15 protein-coding genes are annotated in these 12,578 nt (G+C 48.8%); 2 read left to right on the top strand and 13 right to left on the bottom strand.

Features of this window, described 5'->3' with window-relative positions:
• Nucleotides 1-58: 58 nt before the first annotated feature.
• Nucleotides 59-634: an ATP-dependent Clp endopeptidase proteolytic subunit ClpP gene (gene clpP, locus KNO76_RS08915; protein WP_012726916.1), complete on the top strand. Its 576-nt coding sequence runs from the start codon at nt 59-61 to the stop codon at nt 632-634.
• Between the two features lie 56 nt (nt 635-690).
• On the opposite strand, the gene KNO76_RS08910 is transcribed toward clpP, so the two are convergent.
• From KNO76_RS08910 to hprK, 12 genes are all read right to left on the bottom strand, one after another.
• Nucleotides 691-1,134 (bottom strand): hypothetical protein, encoded by a 444-nt coding sequence (locus tag KNO76_RS08910; RefSeq protein WP_353047883.1) that lies wholly within the window; start codon nt 1,132-1,134, stop codon nt 691-693.
• 89 nt (nt 1,135-1,223) lie between these two features.
• On the bottom strand, nt 1,224-1,748 hold the full coding sequence (locus tag KNO76_RS08905) for a DUF2179 domain-containing protein (RefSeq protein WP_026825437.1): 525 nt from the start codon (nt 1,746-1,748) through the stop codon (nt 1,224-1,226).
• Nucleotides 1,749-1,840: 92 nt separating this feature from the next.
• The gene (locus KNO76_RS08900) at nt 1,841-2,077 is read right to left on the bottom strand and encodes a hypothetical protein (RefSeq protein WP_012726920.1); all 237 of its coding nucleotides are present in this window, start codon (nt 2,075-2,077) and stop codon (nt 1,841-1,843) included.
• 86 nt (nt 2,078-2,163) lie between these two features.
• Nucleotides 2,164-3,117, bottom strand: a complete 954-nt coding sequence (gene whiA / locus KNO76_RS08895; protein WP_026825436.1) for a DNA-binding protein WhiA — start codon at nt 3,115-3,117, stop codon at nt 2,164-2,166.
• Nucleotides 3,118-3,151: 34 nt separating this feature from the next.
• Entirely contained in the window at nt 3,152-4,147 is a 996-nt protein-coding gene (locus KNO76_RS08890) for a gluconeogenesis factor YvcK family protein (RefSeq protein WP_214699464.1), read from the bottom strand.
• 1 nt (nt 4,148) lies between these two features.
• Nucleotides 4,149-5,021 (bottom strand): RNase adapter RapZ, encoded by an 873-nt coding sequence (rapZ, locus tag KNO76_RS08885; RefSeq protein WP_026825434.1) that lies wholly within the window; start codon nt 5,019-5,021, stop codon nt 4,149-4,151.
• A gap of 120 nt (nt 5,022-5,141) precedes the next feature.
• The gene (gene trxB / locus KNO76_RS08880; RefSeq protein ID WP_026825433.1) at nt 5,142-6,095 is read right to left on the bottom strand and encodes a thioredoxin-disulfide reductase; all 954 of its coding nucleotides are present in this window, start codon (nt 6,093-6,095) and stop codon (nt 5,142-5,144) included.
• A 68-nt stretch (nt 6,096-6,163) separates the two neighbouring features.
• Nucleotides 6,164-7,636: a tetratricopeptide repeat protein gene (locus tag KNO76_RS08875; protein ID WP_214884879.1), complete on the bottom strand. Its 1,473-nt coding sequence runs from the start codon at nt 7,634-7,636 to the stop codon at nt 6,164-6,166.
• 295 nt (nt 7,637-7,931) lie between these two features.
• On the bottom strand, nt 7,932-8,414 hold the full coding sequence (locus KNO76_RS08870; protein ID WP_214884876.1) for an acyltransferase: 483 nt from the start codon (nt 8,412-8,414) through the stop codon (nt 7,932-7,934).
• Nucleotides 8,407-9,057, bottom strand: coding sequence for a pyrophosphatase PpaX (ppaX, locus tag KNO76_RS08865; RefSeq protein ID WP_026825430.1), 651 nt, complete (start codon nt 9,055-9,057; stop codon nt 8,407-8,409). The genes KNO76_RS08870 and ppaX overlap by 8 nt, the downstream gene beginning before the upstream one ends.
• Nucleotides 9,057-9,875: a prolipoprotein diacylglyceryl transferase gene (gene lgt / locus KNO76_RS08860; RefSeq protein ID WP_214884872.1), complete on the bottom strand. Its 819-nt coding sequence runs from the start codon at nt 9,873-9,875 to the stop codon at nt 9,057-9,059. The genes ppaX and lgt overlap by 1 nt, the downstream gene beginning before the upstream one ends.
• A gap of 2 nt (nt 9,876-9,877) precedes the next feature.
• On the bottom strand, nt 9,878-10,813 hold the full coding sequence (gene hprK / locus KNO76_RS08855) for an HPr(Ser) kinase/phosphatase (protein WP_214884858.1): 936 nt from the start codon (nt 10,811-10,813) through the stop codon (nt 9,878-9,880).
• A 147-nt stretch (nt 10,814-10,960) separates the two neighbouring features.
• Between hprK and KNO76_RS08850 the strand changes: the two genes are divergently transcribed.
• Nucleotides 10,961-11,317: a hypothetical protein gene (locus KNO76_RS08850; RefSeq protein ID WP_214884855.1), complete on the top strand. Its 357-nt coding sequence runs from the start codon at nt 10,961-10,963 to the stop codon at nt 11,315-11,317.
• A gap of 37 nt (nt 11,318-11,354) precedes the next feature.
• Here the strand turns inward: KNO76_RS08850 and KNO76_RS08845 are convergent, their stop codons facing one another.
• Nucleotides 11,355-12,524, bottom strand: a complete 1,170-nt coding sequence (locus KNO76_RS08845) for a DUF4097 family beta strand repeat-containing protein (protein ID WP_214884853.1) — start codon at nt 12,522-12,524, stop codon at nt 11,355-11,357.
• Nucleotides 12,525-12,578: the final 54 nt, after the last annotated feature.

Genomic DNA, 12,578 nt, shown 5'->3' with positions numbered 1-12,578 from the left:
CCAACATTGACTATACAGGTATGATGAAATTACAACCTACATAAAGGAGGCAGATTCAATGTTAATTCCAACAGTTATCGAACAAACAGGCCGTGGGGAGCGCGCGTATGACATCTACTCACGCTTGCTCAAAGACCGTATCATCCTTCTCGGTAGTGCGATTGACGACAACGTCGCGAACTCCATCGTCGCACAGCTCCTCTTCCTCGCAGCTGAGGATCCAGAAAAGGACATCTCGCTCTACATCAACAGCCCAGGTGGTTCGATTACAGCAGGTATGGCGATCTATGACACGATGAACTTCATCAAGCCGAACGTGTCGACGATTTGTATCGGAATGGCTGCATCGATGGGTGCCTTCTTGCTCCAAGCCGGTGAAAAAGGTAAACGCTTCGCATTGCCAAACGCGGAGATTATGATTCACCAACCGCTCGGTGGCACACAAGGCCAAGCGTCAGACATTAAAATTCACGCAGAACGCATCATCAAAATGCGTGAGAAGTTGAACCAAATCATGGCAGAAAACACTGGACAGCCACTTGAAGTCATCGAACGCGACACAGAGCGCGACTACTTCATGGCCGCTGACCAAGCGAAAGACTACGGTCTCATCGACAAAGTCATGACACGCTAATCATACAAAAGACGTTTCCCATTTCTATCGGGAAACGTCTTTTAATATGGTTTTTGTCACTTTTCGGACACCTTTACGCCGAATACGTACCGACTATCGCCTTGCGTCCATTCCCCGCCGACTTCATAGAAATAGGTGCCCGGCTCATCCGGGACGATTGCGTCTGCCGGGATGAGTTCGCCGTCCTCGATTCGATGAAAACTCGATGCCTTCGGTTCCGCATGATAGACGACGTCGATTCGGTCTCCCGGTTTGACCGTAATCAGTTGCAGGTCATCCTCTTCCGGCAAACCATAGTCGGCGCATGTCGCTTGATTGCCGGCCTCCCAACAGTACGTCGATTGTTCTACTTCCGCCGTCACCGAACCGACGCGGACAGTCGGGAGTGGTGGTTTGACGGTGTCTTCTCCGTTGCCTAACAGCGTCACGCCAAAATAGATGATGCCAACACCGACAAGCAAGAATAATAAGACAATCCAAAAATGTCGATTGCTCTTCACGGTCTCATCTCCTTCTCTCACTAGTTCCCTATCGCGTAGTAAAATTCCTATTCCAACAAAAAAAGACCCACTTACGTGAGTCTCGTGCGTCATTTCGGGCGACGTAGCCCTTTCATCATATAGCCGCCTTTGAAATCAATCGGGTCAAATGCGACGAGAAACGCCTTCGGTTCATGTTTCTCGACAAGTTCACGAAGTTCCTTCATCCGTGTCCGGGCCGCCAATACGTCAAGACGATAACGGATTCCGTCACGTCCTTGACCTTGGTAATGTGTCACACCGTATCCATTGTCGCGCATCTGTTGAATGAGCTCGGCCGGGTACTCTTTCGTGTGAACTTGAATCATGTTGTAGCCGATTGCGAGTTTCCGTTCGACGAAGCCACCGAGTAAAATCCCGAGTCCGAACCCGACCGCATAGACAATCATTCCGAGCGTCGTCAAATCCTGGAATACAATACCGAGCGCGAAGATATAAATTAATGTTTCTAGCGTACCAAACATCGCTGCAATCATTGTTTTGCCTTTAACAAGCATAATCGTTCGAAGGGTCAGAACCGGCACGAAGATTAATTGTAACAATAAAATAAGTAGCAATTGACTTGCTTGTCCCATACATTTGCCCTCCTCTTTATTCAGTACCTCAACTATTCCAAATTTTCTGGAGAGATGCAACTAAAAAAGGCTGACCGAAGTCAACCTTTCACTTAGTTATCTAGATTCTTTACGCTCGTGAGCAACTCGTAGTCTTTACGAATAACTTCGTAGATTGCATTCTTATCTCCGTTCAACAACTCTTCTGCACGAAGCTGGTTCAAGAAGAGGCTCGTTGCAAACGTGACGAGTGCACTTTTCGGAATCCCGATTTCTTTTGCACGCTCTGTGATGACTTGATCGAGCTTAGCGTCGATCGTGAGCGATAATCTTTTCTTTTCATTCGACATAATGATGAAGCTCCTTTAATTCGCTTTTCATAAAACCTATACACAATTGCTTATTATATAGGAAGAATGGTTTTGGTGCAACCGCATCACGAAGATGCAATCTCGCCACCGCTGCGCACACGCTCGGCAATTTGATCAATTTTACGAAGTCTATGGTTGATTCCTGACTTCGATATTGGTCCGGACTCGAGCATTTCCCCGAGCTCCTGCAAGGAGACGTCTTGATGCGTGACACGCAGTTCGGCGATCTCCCGCAGTTTTTTCGGCAAGACATCGAGTCCGACTGTCCGTTCTAAGAATTTGATATTCTCAACCTGACGCAATGCCGCACCGACCGTTTTGTTCAAGTTCGCTGTCTCACAGTTGACGAGACGGTTGACGGAGTTACGCATATCTTTGATGATGCGTGCATCTTCAAATTCCAGCATCCCTCGTGTGGCGCCAATCAATTTGAGGAAATCTGAGATTTTCTCGCTCTCTTTCATGTAAAGGATATGTCCTTTTTTCCGTTCGAGCGTCTTTGCGTTCAAATCAAAGCGGTTCGCCAAATCACGTAGCGCCTGATTATGATTTTCATACAAACTATACACTTCGAGGTGATACGATGACGTCTTCGGATGGTTGATCGACCCACCTGCAAGAAACGCCCCACGTAAATAGGCACGTGCTAAGTTCTCGTCCCGTGTCATATCCGAGTTAAGTGTCCGGATCATCTCATAATTCTCTCCGAGAATCTCGAGGTCCCGAAGCATCGTCTCTGCATGTTGTGATACACGGACGATATAGACATTGTTCTTTTTCAGACGCATTTTCTTCCGTACAAACAAATCGAGCGGATGGTCGTAAAGCCGCTTCATCAATGAATACATCCGTCGGGCAATCGAGGCGTTCTCCGTCGAGACATCAAGGGTCATACCTCGTCCTAGGGCAAGCGAGATGACTCCATTCATCCGAACGAGTGCCGACAATTCAGCTTTCGCCTCGGCATCGTTTGCTTCGAGCTGGGTGAGTTCTTTCTTCACATCTGATGCAAAGCTCATCGAGTTCCCCTCCTTTCTATCTTTCAAACAATCTTTATTTCAATTCCAACTCCTGAAACGAACGAGGTTTCTTAATCCGAAGCACCCGTTGCATGACAAGTCCGGCGATGGCATCAGAGTCATGGCGGATATAATCGCGGTTATAGTCAACGATATCCCCTGCGAGGACGTTCGTCCCGTAGTGTCGGAGCTTTTTCCGGTCGAAACGGACTTCTTCTGATCCGTCTTCAAGATAGCGCTCTAAATAGTCTTCAGCAATCGGCTCGTTATTAACAACAATCGTGTCAATTGATGCCTTCCCGAGGTACGACTCGACGACTTTCAAATGTTTCATCGCGTCATAACCTTTCGTCTCCCCCGGTTGTGTCATAACGTTACAAATGTAGACGACCGGGACTTTCGAGCGGATGATTTCTTCCCGTACGGCCGGGATGAGTAAGTTCGGGATGATGCTCGTATAGAGACTTCCTGGACCGAGGACGATGACGTCTGCTTCTTCAATTGCCTCAACGACCCCGGGTGCCGGCTTGATGCCTTCCTCGAGTAAGAACAGGCGTTTAATCGGCTGCTCTTGGAGCGGGATTTTGGATTCCCCTTTGACAATCGTTCCGTCTTCGAACTCCGCCGCGAGTGTCATGAGCGTCTCTGTGACCGGCAATACCTTCCCTTGTGCGTTCAAGAGCTGTGACATGACGTCAATCGCTTTCACAAACGAGCCTTCACAAATGTGCGTCGCCGCCGTGAGCATCAAGTTTCCGAGGGAGTGCCCTTCTAAGCCATAGCCCGTGTCGAATCGGTATTGCAAAATTTTATCCATTAATGGCTCGACTTCCGATAATGCCAAGATGACGTTTCGAATGTCCCCTGGAGGCAACATATGAAACTCGTCACGCAGACGTCCCGAACTCCCGCCGTCATCGCCTACCGTGACGATAGCCGTGATGTCGAGCGGATAATGTTTCAAGCCACGGACGAGGGTGGACAATCCCGTTCCTCCACCGATGGCCACTACTTTCCGGTCTCGTCTCATGTCACTTCTCCTTCGTCGCGTGAGCGAGGTCACGGTGGACTGTCTTCACGTTATATCGCTCGGCGAAGTGTTCCGATACTTTCTCAGCAAATGTGATTGAACGATGTTTTCCGCCCGTACAACCGAACGCCACGACAATCTGTGTCTTTCCTTCGCGCTTATATTGCGGAAGGAGGAACTCGAGCATGTCAATCAACTTTTTATAGAACGCTCGTGCCTCCGGATGTGACATGACGTAATCCTGCACTTCTGTCGTCTGACCCGTGAGCGGTCGAAGCTCAGGTATATAAAACGGGTTCGTAATGAAACGGACATCGAATAATAAGTCGATATCGAGCGGCACCCCATGTTTGAAACCAAACGACATGAAGTTGACCGTGAACGGAATCCGTTCCTCATTAAATTGTTGCAAGATGCGGTCCTTCAACATCTGTGGCTTCAAATCACTCGTGTCATAAAGCGTATGAGCACGGTCACGGAATCCTTCTAGCAGTTCGCGCTCCATCTTGATCCCAACGAGTGGCGCATCTTCAGGTGCGAGCGGATGTGAACGTCGTGTCTCTTTATAGCGACGAACGAGCACGTCGTCCCTTGTCTCTAAGTACAATAGATGTGGATGTACATTTTTCTTTTCTAAATCGTCAATGACGATGAACAAGCTATCGATAAAATCTCTCGTGCGTGTATCAATAGCGACCGCGATTTTCGGCCGGACCGAGCTGATGACATCAATCAATTGTGGCAAGAGAACCGGCGGTAAGTTATCGACACAAAAATAGCCGAGGTCCTCGAAACTATTCATCGCGACCGACTTCCCTGCCCCGCTCATTCCACTGATGATGATCAATTCTTCTAATCCTTTAAAATCTTCCATCTCGCTGACGCCCCCTTAAAATTGACAACCGAGCCGTGTGTGCAGCTCTATCCATCTAGTATAACGAACGTCCGAAAAAAAGAGAAGGACCGCGGTTCCCCGCAGTCCTAGCTTCTTGAATCATGCGTTTTGTTCTTGCAACGATTCGAGGAGTCCCTCGATGAAGTGTTGAGCATTTTGAGCGGCAATCGACCCGTCGTTTGTCGCCGTGACGACTTGACGGAGTGTTTTCTCACGAACGTCACCGGCAGCGAAGATTCCTGGAATGTTCGTTTCCATCGCTTCGTTTGTAACGATGTACCCTTGCTCGTTCGTGATGCCGAGGTCTTGGACGAACCCCGTGATCGGGTTCATGCCGATATAGATGAAGACGCCGTCGATTTCATGGTCTGTCTCTGTCCCGTCAACCGTGTTGACGAGACGAACCCCACCGACTTTCCCGTCTTTCTCTGTAATTTCTTTCACCGTATGGTTCCAAATGAAATCGATTTTCTCATTGTCGAACGCACGCTTTTGAAGAATCTTTTGTGCGCGGAGCTCGTCGCGACGGTGAACGATTGTCACCTTGTTCGCGAAACGTGTCAAAAAGACACCTTCCTCAACGGCTGAGTCGCCACCACCGATGACGAATAAATCTTTCCCTTTGAAGAATGCCCCATCACATACCGCACAATACGATACACCACGGCCGCCGAGCTCTTCTTCACCCGGTACGCCGATTTTCTTATACTGAGCACCAGAGGCGAGGATGATTGCACGCGCTTTGTAATCTCGGTTGTGCGCATGCACGACTTTATATTCTGTTTCATCCGAGATGCGCTGCACGTCCCCATATGCATACTCCGCACCGAACGCTTTCGAGTGGTCGAACATTTTTTGCGATAAGTCAGGACCGAGGATGCTATCGTAGCCCGGATAGTTCTCGATGTCTTCCGTATTGGCCATCTGACCCCCTGGAATTCCGCGTTCAATCATAAGCGTTGAAAGGTTTGCACGTGAAGCATATAGCGCAGCGGTCATTCCGGCAGGACCGGCACCGATGATAATGACGTCATAAATTTTTTCTTCTGTCATGTTTATTCCACCTCTGCAAGAAATTGATTGCCTTTAGTATAAGAAACCTGTACGGGTATCGTCTATCTTTATGCTTGTTCGAGTGTTCGTTTGAAAGAACGTACCTTCTCTGTCAACGTATCGACCGGAAGATGGAAGGCATTCGCACAGTCTTCGAGAATCAGCGCGTCTCGTTTTGTATAAAACATCCAGACGAGCGCAGCGGCCGATGCCGTTACGTCCAAGAATGGTTCATCAGACAATAAAAGTGTGGCAAAGCGTTCATAGAAGTCACCTTCAAGACTCATCCGTTCCGCTTCCGGAACGTGTGCTTCAGCCAAGATAAGTGCGTCAAACGCACGTTTGATTCGTTCGTCTCCATTGAACGATTGACTACATAGGTCGGCACGGCACATCTCCGCGAACGCGCGGACCGTCTCGTTCTCCGTCACCGCATTCGTGAGCGCGAGCGCTTCGAACGCCTCGTCGTCTTTAAGGTTAGAGATAATACGAATAATCTCGACTCGAGCCAAATCGCTTTCTTGACGCAATCCCTGGACGAGCGCCGAACGAAACTCAAGATTTTCCCTAATATCGAAGCTCTGTCTCTCTTCGAATCGTTTCATCTCTTCATTGTTCAAATAGGTGGCTGCCTCTTCTAATCGTCCTGTCTTGTAGGCAGACACGCTGAGCCAATGCCCGAACAATGGGTCACCGCGAAACCCGTGGTCCTTCAATAAGCGCAATTCTTCATACGCACGGTCGTAGTGACCGACGAGTGCGAGTGTCGTCGCTAATTTATAACGCAAGTCGTATTGGAGCGGACGGACACGTGTGAGCGGTGTCGATAACTGGATTGCCGCTTCCGAGTGTCCTGCTTCATGAAGCAAGAAAATCGTATTTAAAATCGCATGCAAGTTGCCAGGATTTTGATCGAGTACATATTCGAGCGTCCGGAACGCCGCTTGATCATCACCGAGATAAAAGCTGACGACCGATAAATTGTTATAGGCCGGCCAAAACTCTGGATATCTCCCGATCAGGCGTTCGAGTGTCGCCTTTGCCGCAAATAACCGTCCTTTGTCGATTTGACGCTGTGCTTCTGTATGCCACGTAATCAACTCATCTTCTTCCTCGTCCTCGAGCTCTTGTTCGAGCTCAATCAGTTCAAGAAGGGATTGCACCGCTTCCGTGTAGTGACCTTTCGCGTCACGATCGAGATATTCGAATGCATAATTTGCGGCTTCTTCATATTGAGAGACATAGGCACAGTTACTCGCTAAGTGATAAAGCGCCTCTGTCGCAGTCTCGTCAAGCTCTAAAACTCGCTTCCACACGTCATTGGCGTGGTAGATCTCCCCTACTTCAAACAACAGTTCTGCGTACTGTTTATGATAGTCGACGCGATGCGTGGCTGTCGCTGTCGCTTCAGCCATGAAAAAAGTCGCTTCATCTAGGCGACCTTCACGTAACGCACGACGACCTCTATAGTAGTGGAGCTCCGCAGCGAGCGGAGATTCTGGTTCGGGTAGCGTCATTACTGCTTCATAGTTCGCTTCCATATTCTAAATCCTCCACATCATCTTTAAATCTTTTTTTAGTTGCAGGGATAAGAATACCTCACTCGAACAACGAGGGCAACTGAAAAAGTTAAAAAAAATCGCGACTATATTCCTTCTATAATGAATATTTTTTACTAGGTTCAAAAATTATTTTTGAGCGAAAATATGTTTTTTTCATTTCTGTACTTTTTTCCATTAAAAAAGCGGTATCTCTTTTAAAAAAAGTGATACCGCTCAAGTATTCTTTCATCTTCTTATACAAAACATGCACGAAAACTTTTTGCGAAAAATTGTGTCAAATATGTGTCAGCGATTGTAGTTTCGCCCCGACGACTCGTTCACCCGGCAACACGTCGCGATGAACAATCGCGCCAGCGCCAACGACAGCACCGTCTCCAATCGTCACACCAGGCAAGATGGTCACATTCGCTCCGATCAATACCTCATCACCGATGACGACGTCCCCGATCCGATACTCATCCACGAGATACTCATGACAAAGAATCGTCGAATTGAACCCGATGACCGTGTTGCGACCAATCGTGATCCTCTCCGGGAACATGACGTCCGGTGTGACCATGAGGGCAAGTGCACTATACTCTCCTATGTTCATGCCGAGAAATGTCCGGTAGAACCAACGCTTCGCCTTTACTGAAGGAAAATAACGTCCGACGAGCACGACCGCCGTGTTTTTGAAGACACGTAAAAAACGAATCGTCCGATACATCTGCCAAAGCGGATTCGGTCCGTCGATATGAAATCGCTTCGTTTTACGCACGGACGCTTACCTCATCGAGCCACGCCTCGAAATGTTCCATCGTATCAATGATGACGTCTGGCTCGAGCGATTCGAGGAAAGGACGACCTTTGAGTGCCCAACCGACTGCGACCGTTTTCGTCCCGGCGTTCTTTCCGCTGAAGATGTCGGTATCGTTATCGCCGACCATGACCGCGCGTTCTGCCGACGAATCGAGCGCCTGAAGCGCACGCTCGACCGGTTCGGCGTGAGGCTTTTCGTTCTCAACGTCATCTGCCGTCACAACGACGTCAAACAAATGATCGATGTTGAATAATCGAAGACCCCGCTCGACGACAGGACGCCCTTTCGACGTGACGATTCCCATCTTATAGCCTTTCGCATGGAGGCGGTATAACCCCTCGATGACACCGGGATATTCTGCGACAAGTTGATCATGCATCGCGATATTAAAACTTCGATAGAACGCCTGCATCTCTTTCCATTCCGGTTCGTTGAGTTCTCGGAACGACTTCTCAAGCGTCGGTCCGATGAATCGATAGACGTCTTCATCCCGATACGTATTTTCTGGGAAATAGTATTCGAACGTATGACGGAAACTCGCGATGATGAGCGGGTTCGTATCGAGTAACGTTCCATCCAAGTCAAATAAGAGCGTATCCATTAATCAAACAGTCCTTTCTCTGATGGGTCGTTGTACCGTTTCACGTTGCGGCGAAGAATCATCATGACGATACCGAAGAGGATCAAGGCGATGGACACCATTTGGGCCGCACGCAAATCACCTGACATGAGACTATCCGTTCGGAGTCCCTCGATGTAGTAGCGACCGATCGAATACCAGACGAGGTAGGACAAGAAGATATACCCACGTCGTGGGTTTCCGACCATACGCCAAACGACGAGGAGGATGACCCCGATGATACTCCAGACACTCTCATATAGGAACGTTGGAATATAGTAAGCCCCATCGATATACATCTGATTGACAATCCAGTCCGGCAACATGAGCGTGTCTTGTAAGAAGCTACGCGTCGTCTCTCCACCATGTGCCTCTTGGTTCATGAAGTTCCCCCAGCGCCCGACAGCCTGTCCGAGAAGAAGGGAAGGTGCCAAGATGTCTGTCACTTTCCAAAAAGACATCGATTTTCGCATACAGTATACGATAACGACAAGGAGTGCCCCGAAGATGGCACCGTGGATGGCAATTCCGCCTTGACGGATATCGATGATTTGCCCAAGGTTTTCTGAGTAATAATCCCACTGGAACGTCACGTAATAAACACGCGCAAAGATGATACTGATCGGGATCGACCAAATGACGACATCTACAAGTCGCTCCGAATCGTAATTGATGCGTTTCGCTTCATATAAAGCAAGAACGAGTCCGAGCATCGCCCCGAAGGCGATAATCATGCCATACCAATAAATCGGCAGAGATCCAATCTCAAATGCTACACGATCAAATGTCGGTTCTACCATGATCACAAGTCTCCTTCAGTGTCCTGAATCGCGTTTGTAAGACGTTCCGCAAACTCTTCAGCCGTATTGATTCCCATGTTTTGGAGACGATAGTTCATCGCCGCGACTTCAATGATGACCGCCAAGTTTCGGCCTGGGCGAACCGGGATCGTCAGGAGCGGGACTTCACTATCAATGATTTTCATCACGTTGTGGTCCAGTCCGACACGATCGTACACTTTGCCCGGATCCCAGTTTTCCAAATTGACGATGAGACTGATTTTTTTATGCGACCGAACCGCTCCGGCCCCGAACAACGTCATGACATCAATGATGCCAATCCCACGAATCTCAAGTAAATGACGAATGAGTTTAGGCGCTGACCCGACGAGGAGTTGGTCGCCGGTTTGACGAATCTCAACCGAGTCATCAGCGACGAGACGATGCCCCCGTTTGACGAGTTCAAGCGCGGTCTCGGATTTCCCGACACCACTTTGCCCTTTGATGAGGACACCGACGCCGTAGATATCGACGAGGACCCCGTGCATCGCCGTCATCGGCGCGAGCTCCATCTCGAGGAAGTTCGTGATTTGTGATTCGATTGAAGTCGTCACCGCATTCGTCCGCATAAGTGGAACGTTTTCTGCTTCCGCTTCTTCCTCGATTTCTTTTGGAATATCGAAACCTCGAGTGATTAAAATACCGGGTGTGTGTTCCGTACATAAAATTTTGGCGCGCTCACGACGCTTTTCTTCCGATAGGCTCGCATAAAAAGTCAATTCCGTCTTCCCTAATACTTGCAGGCGGTTTTTCGCATAGTGCGTATAGTAACCAGCAAGGACGAGACCTGGTCGACTTAGGTCGGGTGTTGCGACCGGACGATGAAGTCCTTCCTCTCCCGCAATAATTTGAAGTTTAAAACGCTCAACGACTTGAGCTGTGCGTACGATATTTTGCATCAGTATCTGCCCCTTTCACGCTCATTATTGTATCATAGCTCTTTCTATGAAAGGTTAGAGAAGTGATGAACAACGTGTCAAAAAATTGATGAAACTTTCATACATTTTGTTCGTAGAAAGGGTATAAGCATAATGGGAGGTGTAGTAATGGGAGGATTATTTGGTATTGCCATCTTGTTTGCGATCGTGATCGGGATTGGTTCGCTCGTCTATATCATCAAGTCGTTGATCGATATGTGGAAAGAATATGCGGCGACGAAAAACGAGACGGTCTTACTTTTGTTCATCTTGAATATCATCGGATTCTTTTTATCGGGTGCGCTCATCTCGATGATTGTCGCCATCATCTTCTACTGGACTCGTTCGAAGTCGATGCGCCTCTTCGGAATCATCCTTTTGATTGCCGGCCCAGTTCTCTTCATCGTCTTCGCGGTCAGTGCCTTCGCGCTGTTTGATACTCAGATGATGGATTGGCAACAAATCGAGTATGAAATGAATCTATAATCAAAAAAATCCCGAAGGCGGTGCCTTCGGGATTTTTTTATTGTTGATGGAACGGATTATTCAAATCGCCTGGGTCGACCGGATCGACCGGGTCAGCCGGCTCTGTCTGTTCTTCATCTAAAAATGTCGATGGTGTATACACCGAACCATGCTCTAAGTCGATGGTACCGGTACGTGTTCCCGCTTCGACTTCGATACGAGGTGTTTGACCTCGACCAGACAAGAATTCAAGTCGACGTTGAGCGACGTCCTTGCGGTCACGGATAATCTCGAGTTCATCGAGCAAGCAATGAAGACCTCCGAAGTTCGTTTCTAGTTCACCTTCGACCTCGACACCGTGTGGCAATACGAGTCGAATGTTCCCGGCGAGCGAGGCGAGTTCGAACTTGGCAGGACGAGCCGTTGCCAGTTCCGCACGAATATTTCCGTTCCCTGTCTTAAGGGAAGCTTTGTCGTATTTCCCGCCGATAATGACGGCACCGTTTCCGGTACGGACATGAACGAGTTCCGCTTCTACGCCTTCGATTTCGACCGTCCCGTTGCCAGTATTCAACAGTAGTTCCGATGCATGCACGTCATTTAGCACGACGCGACCGTTCGCGGTTTGTACACGGACGTTCTCGACGTCGAGACCATCGGCCCGGACTTCCCCGTTCAATGTTTGGACATGAAGATGGTTAAAATGGTGATGCGGGATGTACAATTCCACATGGGCCCGGACAAGCTTGTCTCGTAGCGAGACGACGAGACGGTCGCCGATGACGGAATGTTTGACGGCCGACTGTAACTGCTCGAGCGCCTTGTCCGCATCTTGTTGGCGAAGCGGACGTCCCGTTACAATCAGTTCACAGTCTTCGACATCAGACGATACAATCGTCGCCGATGCGTTGAAAAGATCAAGTGAGATATCACTGCCTGTAAACGGGAACGACTTCGAGTACGTCACTTCCGGTCCGAAATTCGAGCTGAATGTAAAGTCACTGTCACGAAGTTTCGTCACGAGCCCTTCCATCGCAGACGTCAGTTTCGTCGTAAGCGATTCGACCGAGTACGCATCGACCTTCTCCGTATCCTGTCGTTCTTCAAGCGCTTGAACTTGTTCCGGTTCGAGTCGCTCGAGACGTTCGAGTTGCGTCATCCCCTCCTCAATCGTCATCTTGCCTTCCTTCACTTGCTGGAGAATCAGTTCACGCATTTCTTGTTTCACGTTCGTTTTCCCCCTTCAATTTGATTGCACGTCAATTAACTTCCCGTTTCTCAC

The sequence above is a fragment of the Exiguobacterium sp. s101 genome (genome assembly GCF_018617835.1).
In the GTDB taxonomy this organism is placed as follows: Bacteria; Bacillota; Bacilli; order Exiguobacteriales; family Exiguobacteriaceae; genus Exiguobacterium; species Exiguobacterium marinum.
The sequence above is the reverse complement of the archived record's forward strand: the minus strand, read 5'-3'. Positions and strand labels throughout refer to the sequence as shown.